Source organism: Pseudomonas sp. LS-2 (assembly GCF_003605735.1).
GTDB lineage: Bacteria > Pseudomonadota > Gammaproteobacteria > Pseudomonadales > Pseudomonadaceae > Aquipseudomonas.
Window position 1 is genome coordinate 134,953 of record NZ_QXTJ01000003.1, and the last position, 20,657, is coordinate 155,609.

At 57.5% G+C, this 20,657-nt stretch carries 16 protein-coding genes; 6 read left to right on the forward strand and 10 right to left on the reverse strand.

The window, feature by feature from the left end; translation table 11 throughout:
• Positions 1 to 1,103: alanine transaminase (alaC, locus tag D3M70_RS02550; RefSeq protein ID WP_120124425.1), on the reverse strand; the 1,103-nt coding region annotated here is incomplete at its 3' end.
• Between the two features lie 247 nt (positions 1,104 to 1,350).
• Positions 1,351 to 2,094, reverse strand: coding sequence for a TraX family protein (locus D3M70_RS02555; protein ID WP_120124102.1), 744 nt, complete (start codon positions 2,092 to 2,094; stop codon positions 1,351 to 1,353).
• 99 nt (positions 2,095 to 2,193) lie between these two features.
• Here D3M70_RS02555 and D3M70_RS02560 point away from each other — a divergent pair, with 99 nt between their 5' ends.
• On the forward strand, positions 2,194 to 3,234 hold the full coding sequence (locus D3M70_RS02560; protein ID WP_120124104.1) for a low specificity L-threonine aldolase: 1,041 nt from the start codon (positions 2,194 to 2,196) through the stop codon (positions 3,232 to 3,234).
• A gap of 236 nt (positions 3,235 to 3,470) precedes the next feature.
• Here D3M70_RS02560 and D3M70_RS02565 read toward each other — a convergent pair whose 3' ends face one another.
• Together D3M70_RS02565 and D3M70_RS02570 are read right to left on the reverse strand one after the other, a co-directional pair.
• Positions 3,471 to 3,773 (reverse strand): cell division protein ZapA, encoded by a 303-nt coding sequence (locus D3M70_RS02565; protein ID WP_120124105.1) that lies wholly within the window; start codon positions 3,771 to 3,773, stop codon positions 3,471 to 3,473.
• The gene (locus tag D3M70_RS02570) at positions 3,770 to 4,003 is read right to left on the reverse strand and encodes a hypothetical protein (protein ID WP_120124107.1); all 234 of its coding nucleotides are present in this window, start codon (positions 4,001 to 4,003) and stop codon (positions 3,770 to 3,772) included. The genes D3M70_RS02565 and D3M70_RS02570 overlap by 4 nt, the downstream gene beginning before the upstream one ends.
• Positions 4,004 to 4,322: 319 nt before the next feature.
• Between D3M70_RS02570 and D3M70_RS02575 the strand changes: the two genes are divergently transcribed.
• On the forward strand, positions 4,323 to 5,948 hold the full coding sequence (locus D3M70_RS02575; RefSeq protein ID WP_120124109.1) for a methyl-accepting chemotaxis protein: 1,626 nt from the start codon (positions 4,323 to 4,325) through the stop codon (positions 5,946 to 5,948).
• Between the two features lie 120 nt (positions 5,949 to 6,068).
• Here D3M70_RS02575 and gbcB read toward each other — a convergent pair whose 3' ends face one another.
• The gene (gbcB, locus tag D3M70_RS02580; protein WP_120124111.1) at positions 6,069 to 7,169 is read right to left on the reverse strand and encodes a glycine-betaine demethylase subunit GbcB; all 1,101 of its coding nucleotides are present in this window, start codon (positions 7,167 to 7,169) and stop codon (positions 6,069 to 6,071) included.
• A 330-nt stretch (positions 7,170 to 7,499) separates the two neighbouring features.
• Between gbcB and gbcA the strand changes: the two genes are divergently transcribed.
• The 4 genes from gbcA to D3M70_RS02615 all read left to right on the forward strand — a co-directional run bounded on the left by gbcA (position 7,500) and on the right by D3M70_RS02615 (position 13,840).
• A complete protein-coding gene (gene gbcA / locus D3M70_RS02590) occupies positions 7,500 to 8,798 on the forward strand; it encodes a glycine-betaine demethylase subunit GbcA (RefSeq protein WP_120124112.1) in 1,299 nt (432 codons plus the stop codon).
• A 661-nt stretch (positions 8,799 to 9,459) separates the two neighbouring features.
• A complete protein-coding gene (locus D3M70_RS02600; protein ID WP_120124116.1) occupies positions 9,460 to 10,641 on the forward strand; it encodes a YcaO-like family protein in 1,182 nt (393 codons plus the stop codon).
• 12 nt (positions 10,642 to 10,653) lie between these two features.
• Positions 10,654 to 12,339, forward strand: a complete 1,686-nt coding sequence (locus D3M70_RS02605; RefSeq protein ID WP_120124117.1) for an ATP-binding cassette domain-containing protein — start codon at positions 10,654 to 10,656, stop codon at positions 12,337 to 12,339.
• Between the two features lie 982 nt (positions 12,340 to 13,321).
• On the forward strand, positions 13,322 to 13,840 hold the full coding sequence (locus D3M70_RS02615) for a hypothetical protein (protein ID WP_120124121.1): 519 nt from the start codon (positions 13,322 to 13,324) through the stop codon (positions 13,838 to 13,840).
• Between the two features lie 50 nt (positions 13,841 to 13,890).
• On the opposite strand, the gene D3M70_RS02620 is transcribed toward D3M70_RS02615, so the two are convergent.
• The 5 genes from D3M70_RS02620 to D3M70_RS02640 form a co-directional block, all read right to left on the reverse strand.
• A complete protein-coding gene (locus tag D3M70_RS02620; RefSeq protein WP_120124122.1) occupies positions 13,891 to 14,694 on the reverse strand; it encodes an electron transfer flavoprotein subunit beta in 804 nt (267 codons plus the stop codon).
• The gene (locus D3M70_RS02625; RefSeq protein WP_120124124.1) at positions 14,684 to 15,904 is read right to left on the reverse strand and encodes an electron transfer flavoprotein subunit alpha/FixB family protein; all 1,221 of its coding nucleotides are present in this window, start codon (positions 15,902 to 15,904) and stop codon (positions 14,684 to 14,686) included. The genes D3M70_RS02620 and D3M70_RS02625 overlap by 11 nt, the downstream gene beginning before the upstream one ends.
• Positions 15,904 to 17,850 (reverse strand): dimethylglycine demethylation protein DgcB, encoded by a 1,947-nt coding sequence (dgcB, locus tag D3M70_RS02630; protein ID WP_120124126.1) that lies wholly within the window; start codon positions 17,848 to 17,850, stop codon positions 15,904 to 15,906. The genes D3M70_RS02625 and dgcB overlap by 1 nt, the downstream gene beginning before the upstream one ends.
• Before the next feature lie 151 nt (positions 17,851 to 18,001).
• The gene (gene dgcA / locus D3M70_RS02635; RefSeq protein ID WP_081565030.1) at positions 18,002 to 20,062 is read right to left on the reverse strand and encodes a dimethylglycine demethylation protein DgcA; all 2,061 of its coding nucleotides are present in this window, start codon (positions 20,060 to 20,062) and stop codon (positions 18,002 to 18,004) included.
• 15 nt (positions 20,063 to 20,077) lie between these two features.
• A complete protein-coding gene (locus tag D3M70_RS02640; protein WP_120124127.1) occupies positions 20,078 to 20,608 on the reverse strand; it encodes a DUF5943 domain-containing protein in 531 nt (176 codons plus the stop codon).
• Between the last annotated feature and the right edge of the window lie 49 nt (positions 20,609 to 20,657).

Here is a 20,657-nt window from a genome sequence, read left to right on the forward strand (position 1 = left end):
CCGTATTCACCAAAACCGACACCTGGCGAGACGCAGACCTTGGCTTCGAGCAGCATCTTCTTCGCGAACTCCAGCGACCCCAGATGCGCATAGGCTTCGGGGATCTTGGCCCAGACGTACATCGACGCTTTAGGGTTTTCGACCATCCAGCCCAGCTCATGCAGACCTTTGACCAGCACGTTCCGGCGCTGGCGATACTGCTCGGCAATGTCGAGTACACACTGCTGATCGCCTTCGAGCGCCGCGATGGCGGCGACTTGCAACGGAGTGAAGGTGCCGTAGTCGTGGTAGCTCTTGATTCGGGCCAGGGCATTGACCAGTTCTGGGTTACCCACCATGAAACCAATCCGCCAACCCGCCATGTTGTAGCTTTTGGACAGGGTGAAGAACTCCACCGCGATGTCCTTGGCGCCGGGCACCTGCATGATCGAAGGCGCTTTCCAGCCGTCGTAGACGATGTCGGCGTAGGCCAGGTCGTGAACCACCAGCACATCGTACTGTTTGGCCAGCGCGACAACCCGCTCGAAGAAATCCAGTTCCACGCACTGAGCGGTGGGGTTGGACGGGAAGCCCAGAATCATCATCTTCGGCTTGGGGATCGAGCCGCGAATGGCTTTTTCCAGCTCGGCGAAGAAATCCACACCCGGCACCAGCGGCACGGAGCGCACCTGCGCACCTGCTATCACCGCACCATAGATGTGAATCGGATAACTGGGGTTTGGCACCAGCACGGTGTCACCCTGATCGAGGGTGGCGAGCATCAGGTGCGCCAGGCCCTCTTTGGAGCCGATGGTGACGATGGCTTCGCTTTCCGGGTCGATGTCGACCTCGTAGCGCGTTTTGTACCAGCTTGAGATCGCCCGACGCAGACGCGGAATGCCACGCGAAGTCGAGTAGCCGTGAGTGTCTTCACGTTGGGCGACAGTGACCAGTTTTTCGACGATATGCGGCGGGGTTGCCCCATCGGGGTTGCCCATGCTCAGGTCGATGATGTCTTCACCACGACGACGAGCGGCCATTTTCAGCTCGGCAGTGATGTTGAACACGTAAGGGGGGAGTCGATCGATGCGCGCAAAGCGGCGCGGCGAACCTTGGTCAGCCATGAGGTGCCTCTAGAGACGTAAGCGCCCGGAACCGTCCGAGCGACGCTGGCCACTGCGGTGGCCTGGTGCGGAAGATAAGGGCCGTGATGGCGGTTGTCTAGAGCGATTTTCAGCGCCATGCAACAAACGGTGAGTCGCCGCGAAACCTGTAGGAGCGCGCTTGCCCGCGATGCGTTAGATCAAAACACATCACCGGTGACTGACACATCGCATTCGCGGGCAGGCGCGCTCCTACAGGGTTATTGCGTCAGGCGAGAATCTGTCGCAGTCCAAGCAGCAGCAAAAAATGTCCGGGATATATCAGATACGCCCAGCGCCGCATCGGCCAGACCGACAGGGTCGTTCGCCAGCGCAACAGCGTTAACCCCAGCCAGGGTCCGAGCAGACAGGCGATCAGCGCACCGATAGAGATCGGATCGCCCCACAGCATGCCATCGATGATCTTCGACCATTCGTTGCTCAACAGACAGACGACCCCTGGCACCACCGCCAGCCACAGCGACCCGCGCAGCACCAGCAAAAACGCAGTCGGCAGCAGCACGCCATAAGCGCCAAACATCAAATGCGGCCCGAACGCGACGCCGATACCCAGCGCCAAAATACCCATAAGGCGCATCGGCCAAGCGCGGTTGATCGCGCCCTGCGCGACCATCAAGCCCAGCACCAAGGTCGGCATTACATTAAGCGTGGTCACTTCACCGGCCATGTACAGCCGATAGGGGAACTCGGCGACGACTGAAAACACGGCAAGCCACGCCAGGTACGTCCAGCTTATCCGCGGCTGAACTGAACGCGACACGCTGCGCGCAACATTCACCGCAATCGCCAGACAGAACCACGGGAACGCCAGCCGCCCAGGCACATACAGCCAGTTCGCGTGCCAGCCGACATAGCGCAGGTGATCCATGACCATGGTCAGCATGGCCAACCACTTGATCAGGTCCAGAGCTCGATCACGCAGCGGTCTTGTCGCAGGATTCGGTTCGCTCATCTCACTCCGCTAATCTGCTGAATTTTCTGACGCAAGAAAGCAAGACCAAACCCCCGGATGTTGGTTACAGTCGCAGCCTTCGATTACAGGGAACCGGCCATGTCAGACCAAAGCCAGCAGTTTGCCAGCGACAACTATTCGGGAATCTGCCCGGAAGCCTGGGCGGCCATGGAGCAAGCGAACCATGGCCATCAACGTGCTTACGGCGACGACCAATGGACAGCACGCGCCGCCGATCAATTCCGTCAGCTGTTCGAAACCGATTGCGAAGTGTTCTTCGCGTTCAACGGTACGGCCGCCAACTCACTGGCGCTGTCATCCTTGTGCCAGAGTTACCACAGCGTCATCTGTTCGGAAACCGCCCACGTCGAAACCGACGAATGCGGCGCCCCGGAGTTCTTCTCCAACGGCTCCAAACTGCTGACCGCACGCAGCGAGAACGGCAAGCTGACGCCGGAATCGATCCGCGAAGTCGCGCTCAAGCGCGCCGATATCCACTACCCCAAACCTCGCGTCGTGACCCTGACCCAAGCCACTGAAGTGGGCAGCGTCTACCTGCCGGAAGAACTCAAGGCGATCAGCGACACCTGCAAGGAGCTGGGCCTGAACCTGCACATGGACGGGGCGCGTTTCGCCAACGCCTGCGCCTATCTGGGCTGCACGCCTGCCGAGCTGACCTGGAAAGCCGGTATCGACGTGCTGTGCTTCGGCGGCACCAAGAACGGCATGGCGGTGGGTGAAGCGATTCTGTTCTTCAACCACAAACTGGCGGAAGACTTCGACTATCGCTGCAAGCAGGCCGGGCAACTGGCGTCGAAAATGCGCTTTCTGTCGGCGCCTTGGGTCGGCTTGCTGGAAAACGACGCCTGGCTCAAACACGCTCGCCACGCCAACCGCTGCGCGCAATTGCTGGCTCAGCTGGTCAAAGACATTCCGGGCGTGGAACTGATGTTTCCTGTGCAGGCCAACGGCGTGTTCCTGCAATTGTCGGAAGCGGCTATCGCAGCACTCACCGCCAGAGGCTGGCGCTTCTACACTTTCATCGGCAGCGGCGGCGCACGATTCATGTGCTCGTGGGACACCGAAGAAGCCCGCGTACGAGAGCTGGCGGCGGATATCCGGTTGGTGATGGGGGCGTAATCCTCACGCCATCGGTTTCTGGCCGGAGGCCGTGGGAGCCCGACTTGTCGGCGATTGGCTGCGAAGCAGTCGCAAAACCATTCAAGGCGCTGTTTCTGACACACCGCATCTGCCGGGATTGCTGCCGGTGCCCGGCAGATCGTCGACAAGGTGGAGCGCCACCCCGGCGACCTCCCACGCCTTCGGCAGAAGCAGACCTTAAAGTCGTCGACGATCGGCCGCCGGCAGCCATGGCATCACCCCTGCGCAATCACCTTCTCGATCACCTCGACCGTCGCGCTGACTTTATCCTCATAACGGCTCAGCTCTTCGGCGTGCTGCTGCTTGAGTTCGATCTGCTTCGAACACAGATTCAGGGCCGCCAACACCAGCAGGCGATCACCAATCAGGGTCGGGTAACTGCGCTTGGTTTCGGACAGCGCCGCCTTGAGCATGACCACGGCGTCCATCAAGGTCTGCTCCTGACCCTCAGGCGCCTTGATCGTGTAGTCGTTGCCCAGAATGGAAATGACCTTGGCGGCGTCGCGGTCGATGATCATGCGCTGACCGCACTGACGCTGGTCGCGCGATCAACCAACGCCTGAATCCGCGCAGCGGTCGCGCCCTGCTTCTCTTCCTGCTCCAGCAGGCTCAACTGCAGACTGTCGTTGTCATCCCTGGCTTGCTTCAATTCCTCGGCAAGCTGCGCATTCGTGTTCTGCAGGTCCTGGTTCTGCTGTACCAAGTCACCGACGAGCTTTTCCAACTGGCTTAGGGATGCTTCCAACATTTTGATTTCTCAGGCAAATTTCAAAGGGCGCGTACGATAAAGAAAAGTCACTCCAGCTACCAGTGAAATCAGGGCATTTAAGCCGCTACACCGACCAGAAAAAGCACTTGTATTGCTTCAATCCCGCAAACGCATCAGGGTCCTGATTGACTGCGAATTCCCCATCTTGTTCCTGCTGTTCGTCAGATCGGCCGCCTGCGACATAAGCGCACAGGAATGGACCAAAGGGTTCAAGTCCTCGCACAGCCGACCGATAAGCAAGCATCTCTGTCAAAACTCCCTTCTGCACGCATGGATCGCGGCGCCTTCAGGAACCGTCATGTCCCTACGCAATATGAACATCGCGCCCCGCGCATTCCTTGGTTTTTCCATCATCGGACTACTGATGCTGGTGCTCGGCATCTTCGCCCTGACACAAATGAGCAAGATCAACGACGCCACTGAAGTCATGGCCACCAACAGCATGCCAAGCATCAAGGCTCTGGATAAGCTGACCGAGGCCAGCATTCGCCTGCGCGTCCTGTCCTACCGCCTGATGCTCAACCGCGAGCCCGAAACGCTGCAGAAAACCGTCGAACTGCTGGCGATGCGTAACAAGCAGATCGAAGACGCCCGTGCAATTTACGTGAAACTCATCTCTTCGCCCGAAGAGCAGGCCGCCTACAATCAGTACCTGACCCTGCTCAACGATTACCGCCGACTCGAAGACCGCATGAAGTCCCTGAGCAGCGCGAACAAGCTGGACGAATTGACCCTCCTGCTCAGCGCCGATCTGCAAACCAACTCCGACCAGATGAATGTCGTGCTGGGCAAGCTGATCGAAATCAACACTCAACAGCTCAATGCCACCAACAAGATGGCGTCGGAGCAGTACTCCTCCGCTATTACGATGGTCGTCACCCTGCTGATCATTGCCACTGTCCTGACACTGCTGTTCGCCTGGCTACTGACCAACAGCATTACCCGTCCAATTGCCTCGGCACTCAAAGCGGCCGAAGAAGTTGCCGAAGGCGACCTGACCCGCACCATTGAGGTAGATGGCACCGACGAAGCCGGTCGCCTGCTAAGCGCCATGCTGAAGATGCAGTCCAGGCTGCGTGACACGCTGCAACGCATCTCAGGTTCCGCCACTCAGCTTGCGTCTGCGGCTGAAGAACTGAACGCCGTCACCGACGAAAGCGCCCGTGGCCTGTCGCAACAGAACAACGAAATCGAACAGGCGGCAACGGCGGTCAACGAAATGACCAGCGCCGTCGAAGAAGTCGCACGCAATGCGGTGAGCACTTCCGAAGCCTCGAAGAACGCCACCACGTCCGCAAGCGACGGCCGCGACCTGGTGCAGGAAACCGTCAGCGCCATCGAACGCATGAGCGGCGACGTCCAGAGCACTGCAACGCTGATCGGCAACCTGGCCGACGAATCCCGCGACATCGGCAAGGTGCTGGACGTGATTCGTGGCCTGGCCGATCAAACCAACCTGCTGGCCCTCAACGCCGCCATCGAAGCTGCACGCGCCGGTGAAGCGGGCCGTGGATTTGCCGTGGTAGCTGATGAGGTTCGCGCTCTGGCGCATCGCACCCAGCAGTCGACCAGCGAAATCGAACGCATGATCGGCAGCATTCAGGGGGGCACCGAACAGGCCGTAAGCTCCATGCGCAACAGCACCGAACGCGCAGAGTCGACGCTGAATATCGCCAAGGGTGCAGGGCTGGCGCTGGACACCATCAACAGTGCGGTGGTGGAAATCAACGAACGCAACCTGGTCATCGCCAGCGCGGCCGAAGAACAGGCGCAGGTGGCCCGTGAAGTGGACCGAAATCTGGTCAACATCCGCGACCTGTCGACCCAGTCCGCCACGGGCGCCAATCAGACGAGTGCGGCGAGCAACGAGTTGTCGCGTCTGGCGGTGGATCTGAACGGGATGGTTGCGCGGTTCCGTCTGTAAGCGGCCCGTTGATTACAGTGTAGGAGCGCGCTTGCCCGCAAAAAAAACAACGCGGTCTCTCAGGTAGACCGCGTCATCGTTCATCGCGGGCAAGCGCGCTCCTACACCGGTCGATCAGTATCAGTATTCGATCCGCACATCACCCTTCGGCACGCTGCAGCAGGACAGGATGTAACCCTCTTCCACGTCGTCGTCGGTAATCCCGCCGTTGTGCTCCATCTCCACTTCGCCGCTCAGCTTCATCACCTTGCAGGTCCCGCAGATCCCCATGCCGCACGCTTTCGGAATCATCAGACCGAGCTTGGCAGCTGCCGCGTGGACAGTTTCGCCCGGTGCAACACGAATGCTCTTGCCGGTGTCGGTGAACTCGACCTGATGCAATTCGGCGACGTCGACTTCTGGCGCGTCGGCCGCCTGCTCGGCGTGCTCCACCGCATCGGCGCGGGCTTCCGGTGGCGTCGCACCGAAGGACTCCTCGTGATACTGCGCCATGTTGAAGCCGTTGGCTTCCAGCAGGCGCTTGACCGCGTTCATGTACGGAGTCGGGCCGCAGCAGAATACTTCGCGCTCCATGAAGTCTGGCGCCATCAGTTCCAGCATCTTCTGATTCAGATAACCGCGATAGCCCGCCCACGGCTCACCCAGCCCATGTTTCTCACAGACGATGTGCAGCGAGAAGTTATTGATGCGCGACGCCATCTGCTCCAGTTCGCGGTGATAGATGATGTCTTTAGGCGAACGCGAGCTATGCACGAACACCATATCGACGTTGGCGTTGGTGTCGTAATACCAGCGCGCCATGGACATGACGGGTGTGATACCGACGCCGCCGCTCAGATACAGGATTTTTGGATTCGGGAAGTCGATGGCATTGAACAGACCCACCGGCCCGTGTACGGCCAGTTCCTGTCCTTCATGCAACGTGTCGTGCAGCCAGTTGGAGACCTTGCCGCCGGGCACGCGTTTGATGGTGATCGAGAAGCTGTAAGGCACTGATGGCGAGCTGGAGATCGTGTAGGAGCGCATGATCGGGACGCCTTCGATTTCCAGCTCGAGGGTGACGAACTGGCCCGGCTTGAAAAAGAACAGAATCGGCTGGTCGGCCATGAAGCAAAAGGTGCGCACGTCCCAGGTTTCCTGGATCACTTTGACGACCCGCACCAGGTGGCGGCCATTGGCCCAAGTCTGTGTATTGACCGGGCTGAGGAAACTCTGGGACATACTCACTCTCCACGGCCGACTGTCGGCCTCTTATGGTGGCGATTCTGCGTAACGCACGAGCCACCTATTTACCTATCAGCGACATTCACATACTTATGGCGACCAGGCCCGATCTATAGGGGTTGCGTAGTCGGAAACGGATTCGGCCATGTCGCCCATGGATAAGGTTCACGTCGCGCCCGGCTACACACTCGCCGTCAATCGATTACAGATTTTTTATTCATAAGGATGAGCGACAGAACGCACCGTCGCCTTGCCTGCAAACGACTCAACACAACCGTAATCAGCCACATTCGTAGGTCGCACAATCGCGGCCTGAGGACTTGAAAGATGGACGTCACCGCAACTCTGAGCCTGGGCGATCCGCTGGAACCCGCACGCAAGGCCACCGCCGAAATGCTGCAGAACCGGGAGCGTACTTACTCGCTGCCGCAGCCTTTCTACAGCGATGAGCGGCTGTTTGAAATCGACATGCAGGAAATCTTTCAAAAAGAGTGGCTGGTCGCAGGCATGACCTGTGAAATCCCGGCCAAAGGCAACTTTCTGACCCTGCAGATCGGCAAGAATCCGATCCTGGTCGTGCGCGCGCCGGATGGTTCGGTCAACGCCTTTCACAACGTCTGCCGCCACCGCGGCTCGCGCCTGTGCACCAAGGAAAAGGGCAAGGTCGCCAAACTGGTGTGCCCATACCACCAGTGGACCTACGAACTCGACGGTCGCCTACTGTACGCGGGCACCGAAATGGGCGCTGACTTCGACATGAAGCAGTTCAGCCTCAAGCCCGTGAACTGCAAGGTCGCGGGCGGTTATATCTTCATCAGCCTGGCGGCCAACCCGCCGGCTATCGACGAGTTCCTGCAGACCCTGAATCACTACATGGAACCGTACGACATGGAGAACACCAAGGTGGCGGTGCAAACCACCTTGATGGAAAAAGCCAACTGGAAGCTGGTGCTGGAAAACAACCGTGAGTGCTACCACTGCAACGGTTCGCACCCGGAACTGCTGAACACCCTTCTGGAATGGGACGACGTCACCGACCCACGCGCCGACCAGGCGTTCAAAGACCACGTCGCTGCGTCTGCCGCTGCATGGGAAGCAGAAAAGATTCCGTTCGCCCACAAGAGCTTCGGCCTGCGTAACCGTATCGTACGCATGCCGCTGCTCAAGGGAACGGTGTCCATGACCATGGACGGCAAGCAAGGCAGCAAGAAACTCATGGGCCGTATTCAGAACCCGGACCTGGGTTCGATGCGCATCCTGCACCTGCCGCACTCATGGAACCACTGCATGGGCGACCACGTGATCGTGTTTACCGTGTGGCCGATCAGCGCCCAGGAAACCATGGTCACCACCAAGTGGCTGGTGCACAAAGACGCCGTAGAAGGCGTCGACTACGACGTCGCACGCCTGCGTGAAGTCTGGGACGCCACCAACGACCAGGACCGTCGCCTGGCCGAAGAAAACCAGCGCGGCATCAACTCCGTCGCCTACCAGCCCGGCCCGTATTCAAAGACTTACGAATTCGGCGTGGTCAACTTCATCGACTGGTACAGCGCCAAACTGCTGGAAAACATGGGGGCAGAGCCAGCGCCGTACTTGAAAGGCGTGGCGGTTAATCACGAGTAAGGTTTGCCGGTCATTGCCGCGCTCTGTAGCAGCACGGCTTGCCGGCGGTGGTGCGTTTGGAATCGCCACCGCCGGCAAGCCGGACTGCTACAGAATCGTTGAAACAGCTCGAACTGGCGCTGCTCAAAAAACAGCCAAACCCGAACCCGCCGCCATTCCCGCCCAAATACCTTACCTGCGGCACGACCCACAGCAATTGTGGGATTTCAGTCAGCGCCATCGAACTCATCAAATCATCAGAATTTTCCTGCCGTGTGTCGCAGTCTAAGCACACTAGGCAGAACAGGAATTCCTACAAACAACAATCTATAGAATCATGAAGTTAGCAAAGTCGGCCTACGACACCGCTGAAACTTCCTACAAAACGATCAGAAAAAACCAAATAATAAACGCTTTGAACGATTTTGAACGAATGGTACAAAGCTACCACTCGCGGCAAATGACGTGAGTTCCGGGGAATCCCCCATCTGATAACCAAGTGGAGTAATTAACATGGGACGTAAACGTTCTGAAATCTCGATCATCCCTTTCAACCAAACTACTGATGCAATGGCAGGGTTTCTGCCAACTGAAACTCAATTCTACCTGCACAATTAACGCAACCTAGCCTAATGGCAAGCTTGGGGGATTGTCTCCCCCAAGCCCCTATGAGGAACACTCCATGTTCGAACGCGAGTTGTCAATTACTGAGTCAGAAAACAAAATTATTGAAACGCTAAACTCGTTATCCTTAGTCCCTGCTATCAAATTCAACAGCACCCACACAGTCGCAACGTGTGCGCTTGAAAACAGTGAAGGCATAACGGTTTCAGAGGCCGCAGGCAAAGGGAGGTATTGTTACGTAGGCGCAATGGCGGAAAGCCTGGAGCACTACACGTTGGAATATCTGTCATCCGAGAATATTTCTACATGTAGCACAAACGATATTCGCAACCAAGCATTGACCCACATGGACGGGTTACTGGCAAACTTGCCCGAAGGAGGTACGTCTTTAGAATGCGTCACGGTCACAGATATCCAGAATGGGCGAACCGCACTTATACCTTCTGCGCTGCACTTACCTCACAAGCACATCTTTAACACCAACTGCCCACAATCCGCCATTTCATTCCTCAACCGCTATTCTACAAACTCTGGCATTGCATTTGGATGTAGCGAGAATGAAGCAATTCTGCATGGACTGAACGAAGTTTTAGAGCGGCACATGTACTCAAAAATCTTAATGTCTCTATGTGGGCAATATGAACCTTTGATGCTTAAATCTCCAACCACCGCGATCATCGATGAGATATTTGAGGACCATTCCGAACTGAGACTCATCGCCAAAGGCATGAAAGTCTTAATGACCGAAACCCTACCTGGCGTGTATTTCTGCATGGCTATCCCTAAGCGGCCAGATGGAAGGTTTGTCGTCTGCCCTGTCGGCAGCGGCTCCTCGCTCGACCCACGGATTTCGATCGAACGTGCCGTCACTGAGCTGTCACAAGCCATGGAGTTATACGATGATGCAGAGAAGGAGACCGACCAGTGCGCCCATTCGCTGTTCGAGCGCTCCAACGCATTGCGGCCGCTCATTCGCCTCGAAACATTGAGGAATATTGAATATACCTTCAGGCGACTTGATCCCCCGAGAACGCTATCGGTTGCGGAGCAAATCGACCTCATCACCGACAACCTGTCAGTCACCGGATCGCGCGCCTTCAGACGCACTATTGCCAACTTCGCAAGCGGCTGCGCAGTCACCCAGACTTATGTCCCAGGCCTTGAAAGATTCAATTTGATTAGAGCCGGGATCCCCGTAGTACCGCAGCGATTGCTTCACGCCAATAGGACATTAGGATAAGGCAACCATTGCATGATGAATTTCCTCCAAGAAACGCTGCATTCAAGAAAACGGCTTTTTTTGAGCGCAATCGCCATGACAGTGTTGCTAAAAATATCCATGCTTTCACCACCGTTGTTGCTTGGGAAAATCATTGACCAGCTCTCACTCATCGAAGCGATGGAGCCGTCGGCTGTCACGTGGCTTATAACCAGTTTATGCATTGCCGTGTTAGTTCAGTCCATTTTTCACCCCCTTCAGACTTACCAACTGGTGAGCCTCATCCAATCAACGCTGGCCGATATGTCGACACAATGGACCGTCAAAATATTGGGAAAGGAGTTCGAACATTTCTCAGCCCTGAGAATCGGCGGCTTGATGAAGTCGGTAGAGCGAGGAATAACCGCCCACGAAAAAATCCTGCATTTTTTCATTACATCCGGCATTCCGTTGGCTATCGAATGGCTATTGATCGCGGCTTTTTTTGCCTACTTGGGAGGTGCCAGTATTTTTTTTGCACTGACGGGGATTTCCATCGGGTACCTCTTCCTTTACCGCTCACTCGTGACGTGGCGCCGCCCTTATTTACTGGAGGTTAACAAACAGGAAGATATCGTTTCGTCCAGATTATTTGACACTCTACAAGCAGGTAAAGCGATCAAGCTAGAGCAAGCTGACGACGTGGCTATAGTGCCTCTTTGCAAAAGTTATTCTGACTACGCAAAGGCGGCGATAAAAATGGCCAGTACCGGCGCAGCGCTCGGCTCAATTAAGATCTTGTACCTTGGGCTATCCACCGCCGGCCTTTTGGCGTGGGGGGTTATCGATCAAACATCGGATATGCCACGTTTGAGCATTGGAGAATTGGTTGCAGTCTTCTCGATAGCAGGCATGTTTCTGGCTAATTTCAGCGCCCTGGCTGAAGCATATCGCGCGGTGGACCAATTCCTGATAGATAAACGAGCACTTCAAGAGACACTGGCTTTGCCGGACGTTCTCGAGAGCCCCCAAACGCACTTTGGGCGTTCTGTAACGAGCTTGGGCATTGGGGTGTTGCCGGGGATAAGCAATCAACCGCTGGACTTCTTGCCTGACCAGTCCGTCGCCATCATTGGGCCTAGCGGATCAGGCAAAACGACGCTTCTGGAGACCCTCGCAGGAACGCTCAAAGCTCGCCGCAAGCTGGTTGTCCTGGACGGCAAACCGTTGGAACCTTGCGACATCCAGGACTACCTCGCACGTGTGCGCTACTGCCCTCAACAACCCATATTCCTGGAGGGATTGTTTGGTCAATCGGTTCTGTTCGGTCAAGCGCTGTCTCCGGGCCTCATTCAAGTGATTGACGCTTTTGGCTTGAGAGCGCTCGCAGGGACGCGATATTTATCAGAAGGCTGCAAAAACATTTCTGGTGGGGAGGCGAAGCGTCTGTCGCTGCTACGGCTGATCAATCGCCCGGGAGATTTCAATCTATTCGACGAGCCCACAGGGGCTTTGGATCCGGAAACAGCTTTGCAAGTCTGGGATACGATTCTCACAATCTTCCACAAGCGCGGGCTAATCTGCACGACTCACGATCTATCAGCATTGTCGCGATTCGATCGTGTCATTGTGATTAGGGGAGGAGTCGTCATCGCTGATGGCCCATGGGGTGAAATTTCCTATGACACGATGGTCAAGCACGTATTAGGTCAGTTAGGAGAAGCTGGAGGTACGGATTAACCTCCACGGCTCAGCCACACCCATTCAGTCGATTACTTATATGCGCTCGAACATACCTCCCGTACAAAATTCGAACAGCGCTTCGTTGCTCCAGCATGCTCGCGGCTTTGGAATGCCTACGAACAACTTATCCACAGCACTACCCACAGCAATTGTGGGCAAGTCGCATCGTCTACAGATAAAAAACCACAAAAAACCGTGACTTATTCAAATGGTCATATTCCAGCCGTGACTGGTTACTTATTGACCAATTGCATGGAACCCACGGACTTAAAGGCTTTAAAGGGATAGCAAACACCTTATCCACAGAAGCGCCAACAGAGAATGTGCGCAAGTCAGGCAAAGTCTCACCAGTCTGTGGAAAAGCGGAGCATACGTCGATATTCGGGCGCCGCCGGAGAGATTTCGCCAGAGAAACGTCATATTGATCACTATTTGATCAATCCTGCGCAAGCCACGGTTCGTAAGGGTCTCAGCGGACCACGAACATCTTATCCACATAGAGGCGCACAGAGAATGTGGGCAGAAAGACACGACCAAAACATTCCCCTGTGGAGAAAAATCCTTTTAAAACCGCAAGATAGGCTGATCAAAATTTAATCAAACGCTTGTAAGCCACGGATTGTATGGCTCGCAGGGAGAGGTGAACAGTTTATCCACAGGTGGATCAACAGCGATTGTGGGTATGTGGGTAAAATGGGGAAATGAAGAATCGGAAGCGTCTGACATCGAGGACGCTCACAGCGCCGTAGACTCGCTCCGACCAAACTATCGCAGAGATTCGACCATGGACAATTGGAAGTCTTTTTCCCGCAAAGTCGTACTTGAAGCGAACAGCCGGCTTTCACAACGCAAACAGGGCATCTCGTTTGCGCTGCCAAAAGAATTAGTGGGCATCGTTGAATTCAGGCATAAGAGCACAGAAGACATAGAGCAAGCATTCAGAGCCGCCTCTCGAAAGCTCAGGCGGGGGTGATCAGGAATGAAAGATGGGCGCTACAATTTCATCTTCAACGCGTTGGTGGATGATGAGGATGACATCCTTGGGCAATTGGCCTACTCCGTTTATAAACGCCAAAAAATCGAATACATCCAGGCGTTCAGGGACAGGAATGACGTGGAACCTGAAGACAGCGATCTGATTGCGTTTCATGACATAAGCAACAGCAGCTCGCAGCTTGAGGCCTACCGGATCCAAGCGACTCGGTTAGCGGCAGACTTCCTCGAGTCATCCTTCGGTGCAGAGTCAGAAGAGCTGGCAGATTATTACGCCACCAAAGCCCGTAATGAGATTTGCTCGGCAAAGCCAGGCTTCTGGAAAGGGGTATCACAGAGCCTCATTGGTTCTGGCCTCTTCACCCTCCTGATCGGATGCCTCGTGTTCTTCGCCTGGAGCCTGAAACAAGGCCCTCGCCAAGTTATAGAACAGGTATTCGACGTAGTCATTGTCGACGCCGCATCCCGCGCTCAAACAGCACTCGCGGATGAACTGCAGCTTTAAGCAAACAAAAGGCGCCATAGAGGCGCCTTTCGTGATCTGAGTGGACAGCCCTACCGAACCACCCCCTCCTCCACCAACAACTTTAAAATCGCCGCTGCGCCTTCCTGAGCGCTTAAACCTTTAAGCACCTGACCACCGCCGCCACTGGCCTTGGCCGTCGCAGCTTTCATACGGTCAGCACCGCTTTTGGCCTTGATGACTTTCAGGCGTTTCGGCCGAGGTTTGGCGGGTGTCAGTTCGGCGCCTGTGAATAACTCGTCGATAACGACGTCGATCTGCTCCACGTCCAGAACACCGCGTTGCGCGGGGCCGTAAGCGCTTTGGCGGGGCTTGGGTGCGGCGTTATCCACAGTAGCGAGGAATGGCAGACGAACCTTGAGTCGGCGACGTTGGCCGCGAGGTAAAGCCTGGAGTACCTGGGCACTGCCGTTACTGATGGATTCGACTTCCGCCATACCCACGACCAGCGGCCAACCGAGTTTTTCGGCCAGTAGATAGGGCAGCATCCCGGAGCCTTCTCCGGTTTCGGCCTGGGTGCCGGCGAGTACGATCTGCACACCGGATTCGCGGATGTACTCGGTCAAGCTGGGAAGCGCATCAGCGCCTTGAGGTTGTTCAAGTACGTGCAGTTCATTCAGCCCCATGCCGAGATAGGCCCGCAGCGCAGGCTCTTCAGCAATGCCAGCGTGGAGCACGTGCAAGTTATCCCCAGCCAGTTGCAAACCGAGTTCCACAGCGCGTGCGTCTTGCTCGGCACGACGCGGGCGACCGGATGTCGGGTGTGAACCAATGGAAACAAGGCTGATGACATGAAGCGCGCTTTTATCCACAAGCATTTTGTTGTCAGGCTGCATCGCGTTTCGCCTCATTCCGGTAGGCCTCGACGGCTTCAATCAGCGCTTCGAGCAGTTCGGCGCTTTCGCCAATGACTGACAAATCAGCACGTTTGATCATGTCGCAAGTTGGATCAAGGTTGATCGCCACGACTTTGTCGCACGCGCCAATGCCTTGTAAGTGCTGGATCGCGCCGGAGATACCCACAGCCACGTATACACGCGCAGTGACCCAGGTCCCGGATGCGCCCACTTGGCGATCACGAGTCATGTAGCCATCGTCCACTGCCACGCGGGATGCGCCTTCGGTTGCGCCCAAGGCTGCGGCGGTGCGGTGGAACAAGTCCCAGTCCTTGACGCCGTTGCCGCCGGAGAAGATGAATTCCGCTTCGGCCATGGGGATAAGTGCCGGATCGACCGCTACTGCGCCCAGATCTTCGATGCGAGCGATGCTGCGCGCGATGGTTGTGGACAACTCAACGGGCAGCGCTTCGTGGCGAGTCTCACTGACAGGCTCCGCGCACTCTGCGGCAGCCAGAATCAGGCGCGACACTGGGCGGGACACGTCTTCACGCCCGGCCCCGGCGCGGCCTGTCGCCTGATCGTCTTTGACTTGCCAGACGCGTGTCGCTGGGCGCTCACCCAGGCTTGCAGCGAAACGACGACCCAACTCCCCGCCGCCGCTGCGGCTGTCAGGCAGCAACCAGTGGCGTGGATCGAACTGGTTATCCACAGCGCGCAAACCTTGCACCCGCTGTTCCGGTGAATAACCGTCGAATTCGTTGCCATCCAGCACCAGCAAGCGATCCACACCCGCAGTGTCGAAAGCGGTTTCCTTGTGCTCGCCAAACACCACGGCCAGCACCGCGCCGTCGCTGCCAGCCAGGCTGTGAGCCAGTCCCAGCAAGTCACGGTCGTGGCTGCCCAGGCGACCGCCGACCATGTCTGGCACGACTGCGACGTAGAAGGCAGGCTCGGCAACCTGGTGCATCGGCAATTGGACTTCCACGGCAGCCGAGCGTTTGACTGCCCCGCCCTGTTGGGCGCCACTGCGATCGATGCGTTTGATCCCGTTCGGCCCAATGAAGCCAATACCATGTACGTTCTTGCGGATGATGCCATTGGGCCCCATCCAGCTTGCTTGCGCCGGTTGCATCGCCGCGTGAAGTGGGTGCAGCCGGTTGCGGGCGATCCACTCGGCACGAGGGTCGCGGCGGATAATGTCGCTCATCAGTGCGCCTCCGCAGGTTCGCGTTTGACCGGAGCCGGTTTGGCTGGCGCAGCGTCTTCCAGCAACGCGTCGGCCACCAGTTCGGCGATGTCCTTGATCATCGGGCGTGGCTCGACCACGCCTTCCAGCATCGCGGTGCATTGTGGACAACCCACGGCCACCAACTCGGCGCCGGTTTCGCGGATGTCCTCCATGCGCATGTCGGGAATACGCTGCTTGCCGGGAATGTCGGTGATCGGCGCGCCGCCACCACCACCGCAGCAGCGGGAGCGGAAACCGGAACGTTGCATTTCCTTGACCTCGATACCTAAGGCCTTAAGCACGTCACGCGGCGCTTCGTACTCGCCGTTGTAACGTCCCAGATAGCACGGGTCGTGATAGGTCACGCTGGAGCCTTTGTGTTGCCCCAGGTTCAGCACGCCATCGCCGATCAGTTCGGCCATATAGGTGCTGTGATGCTGTACCAGGTAATTGCCATCGAAGGCGCCGTACTCGTTCTTCAGCACATGGAAACTGTGCGGGTCGCAGGTAACGATGCGCTTGAAGCTGTACTTGTTCAAAGTCTGAATGTTGCGCTTGGCGAGCATCTGGAAAGTGGCTTCATCGCCCAGACGACGGGCAACGTCGCCGCTGTCTCGCTCTTCGAGACCGAGCACCGCGAAGTCGACCTTCGCCGCTTTCAGCACTTTGACGAAAGCACGCAGGGTGCGCTGGTTGCGCATGTCGAAAGCACCATCGCCGACCCAGAACAGCACGTCGGTAGCTTTCTTGTCGCTGAGAATGCTGAGGTTCAGGTCCGCTGCCCAGTTCATCCGGCCGCCCGGCGCGAAACCGCCCGGGTTATCGGTCGCGATGAGGTTCTCCAGCACTTCGGCGCCCTTGTTTGGCGTCGCACCTTTCTCCAGAGTCAGATGCCGGCGCATGTCGACGATGGCGTCCACGTGCTCGATCATCATCGGGCACTCTTCCACGCAGGCTCGGCAGGTGGTGCAGGACCAAAGCGTCTCGGCGTCCACCAGCCCGTTGACGATCGGTTGGTGTGGATTGCCCTTGTGTTCGCCAATCGCTTTACCGGGGTAAGGGCTGCCCGCAAATTTAGCATCCGTCCCGCCCGCCAGACCGACGACCATGTCCTGAATGAGTTTTTTCGGGTTCAGCGGCTGGCCCGCAGCGAAGGCCGGGCATGCGGCTTCGCATTTACCGCACTGCACGCAGGCGTCGAAGCCAAGCAGCTGGTTCCACGTGAAATCCTTGGGTTTTTCCACACCCAATGGCGCAGTCGGATCGGCCAGATCCAGCGGCTTGAGGCCGGTGGAACGACCGCCGCCAAAACGCTCGGCGCGACGGTGCCATGCCAGATGCAACGCACCGGCGAAGGCATGTTTCATCGGGCCGCCCCAGGTCATTCCGAGGAACAGCTCGCAAACGCCCCACAGCACGCCGATCCCCAGAATGACCGCCAGCAGCCAGCCACCGAAGTTTTCAGGGAGGATGCCTGCCACCGGCAGCGTCACGATGAAAAACGATGCCGAGAACGCCAGCAGGCTTTTTGGCAAGCGCATCCACGGGCCTTTGGACAGGCGCGCTGGTGGGTTGCGACGACGCAGGTAAACGAAGATCGCGCCGACGAACATCACCGCCGACATCACCAATAGCGCGTAGCCGAGAATGCGGTTATGCAGGCCAAAGCCATGGACCAGAATCGCCAGAACGATCGACGCCACCGCGCCGCCCGCTGTGGCGACGTGGGTGTTGGCGATGTATTTGTCTCGCGCGACTACGTGGTGCAAGTCGACCATGTAGCGCTTGGGCATCGCCATCAGGCCGCCCAGCAGATCGACCTTGGACGCACGCCCGTTGCGCCACATGGCCACCCGCCGCAAAGCGCCCAGGACACCAAGGCCCAATGCGGCAAATAGCAGGATTGGAAGAAGGGTGTTCAACATGTGGAGCTCCCAAAGACCGAGGGTCTCGCCAGGGGCTGATCGTTCCCACGCTCCGCGTGGGAATGCATACCGTGGCGCTCCGCGTCACTGAAACAGACGTGGGCGTCCATTGGGGCATTCCCACGCGGAGCGTGGGAACGATCATGTGTAATTAAAAATCTTTGCAGAGCCGCAACGCGTCATAGATCGCCGCGTGGGTATTACGCTGCGCCACGCAGTCACCGATGCGGAACAGCAGGTAGCCGTCACCCGGCTGGCTCAACGAAGGCTGAGGCTGGATCGCGAACAGGGCGTCGATGTCGATCTGGCCCTTGTTGCGCGAATCTTCCTTCAAGCCGTAATACAGCTCTTCGTCAGGACGCACGCCGTTCTCGACCACGACCTGATCGACCACCCGCTCCTCTTTGGCTCCGGTGTATTCGTTCTCCAGCACCGCCACCAGCTTGTCGCCTTCGCGGTAGACCTTTTCCAGCATCATGTCGCCGGTCATGATCACTTCTTTCGGGTACATGCTGCGGTAGTAGGTTGGGAACGACGTACCACCGATGGCCACGCCCGGCTTGATGTCGTCGGTAACGATCTCGACCTGGCTGCCCTTGTCCGCCATGAAGTCGGCAACCGACATCCCGGTGAACTCGCAGATGGTGTCGTAGACCAGCACGTTCTTGCCCGGCGCAACCTTGCCGTCGAGCACGTCCCAACTGCTGACCACCAGACCTTCATCCGCGCCCCAGTGCTCGTTCTGCTCCAGGAACGGATGACCGCCCACTGCCAGCACCACCACATCCGGACGCAGGTCCATGATGGTCGGGATGTCTGCGGCAGTGCCGAGCCGCAGGTCGACTTTCAGCCGAGCCAGCTCCAGCTGATACCAGCGTGTGATACCGGCAATCTGGTCACGTTGCGGCGCCTTGGACGCCGTCACGATCTGCCCACCAATGAATTCTTTCTTCTCGAACAGGGTGACGTCGTGACCACGCTCGGCAGACACACGTGCAGCTTCCATCCCGGCAGGACCGGCACCGACGATCACGACCTTGCGCTTCACGCCGGTGGTCTTCTCGATAATGTGCGGCACACCCATGTATTCACGTGAGGTCGCGGCGTTCTGGATGCAAAGCACATCCAGGCCCTGGTACTGGCGGTCGATGCAGTAGTTGGCACCAACGCACTGACGAATCTGGTCGACCTGGCCCATCTTGATCTTGGCGATCAGGTGCGGGTCAGCGATGTGCGCACGGGTCATGCCGACCATGTCGACGTAACCGCCTTCCAGAATACGGGTCGCCTGATTCGGGTCCTTGATGTTCTGCGCGTGCAGAACCGGAGCCTTGACCACTTCCTTGATACCGGCCGCCAGGTGCAAAAACGGCTCCGGTGGATAACTCATGTTGGGGATAACGTTGGCCAGAGTGTTGTGCGTGTCGCAACCCGAACCCACCACACCGATGAAGTCGATCATGCCGGTCTGGTCGTAATATTTGGCGATCTCTTTCATGTCTTCATGGCTGAGACCGTCCGGATGGAATTCGTCGCCGCAGATACGCAGACCGACGCAGAAATCAGGACCGACTTCCTTGCGCACCGCCTTGATCACTTCCAGACCGAAACGCATGCGGTTTTCGAAGCTGCCACCCCACTCGTCAGTACGCTTGTTGACGCGGGGGCTCCAGAACTGGTCGATCATGTGCTGGTGCACGGCCGACAGTTCGACGCCGTCCAGGCCACCGGCTTTGGCACGCGCGGCTGCGCTGGCGTAGTTGCCGATCACGCGCCAGATTTCTTCAGGCTCGATGGTCTTGCAGGTCGCGCGGTGTACGGGCTCACGAATACCCGATGGCGACATCAGCGTCGGCCAATGGTCGCCGTCCCAGCGGGAGCGACGGCCCATGTGGGTAATCTGGATCATGATCTTGGCGCCATGCTTGTGCATGGCGTCTGCGAGATTCTGGAAGTGCGGGATGATCTTGTCGGTCGCCAGGTTGACCGACTTCCACCAGCCCTGCGGGCTGTCGATCGCAACGCTCGATGAACCGCCACAAATGGCCAGACCGATGCCGCCCTTGGCTTTCTCCTCGTAGTACTTCACGTAACGGTCGGTGGTCATGCCGCCATCAGTGGCGTAGACCTCGGCGTGCGCGGTACTGAGGACGCGGTTGCGGATTGTCAATTTGCCGATTTGAATCGGCTGAAACATTGCTTCGAAAGCCATCTCACGGTCCTCGGCTTACAACGGTTTTACGACGAACAGGCCATCTTCGTGGCCTTCTTCCGAACCGCCGTAAACCTGCTCGGCTACGGTGCGAACGGCACTGCCTTTGGCAGCGAGAATCTGGTCCATGGCGCCGGCGAACCAGCCTGTGAACATGTAATCGACTTTGCGGCCGACCTTGCCGTACACATAAACGAAGGCCGAGTGCTCGAGCTTGACACTGGCGGTGCCTTTATCCAGATCGATTTCCTGGATCTTGAACAGGCCCCAACCACGCTGCGACAGGCGATTCATGTAGTGCTCGAATACCGCGACGCCTTCGATGCCGTGGCATTCGGCTTCTTTCTCGCACCAGTGCCAGGCGGATTTGTACCCGGCCTTGTAGAGAATCTCGGCGTAGGCGTCGGCGCCCAGCACTTCTTCGATGCCCATGTGGTTATTGACGAAGAAATGGCGTGGCACATACAGCATTGGCAGGGCGTCGGAGGTCCAGACACCGGTCTCGCTGTCGACTTCGATTGGCAATTGCGGGGCGATCTTGGCCATGGAAACTTAACTCCAGAAAATTTGGTTGGATGCCCTCTCCGCGAACGGG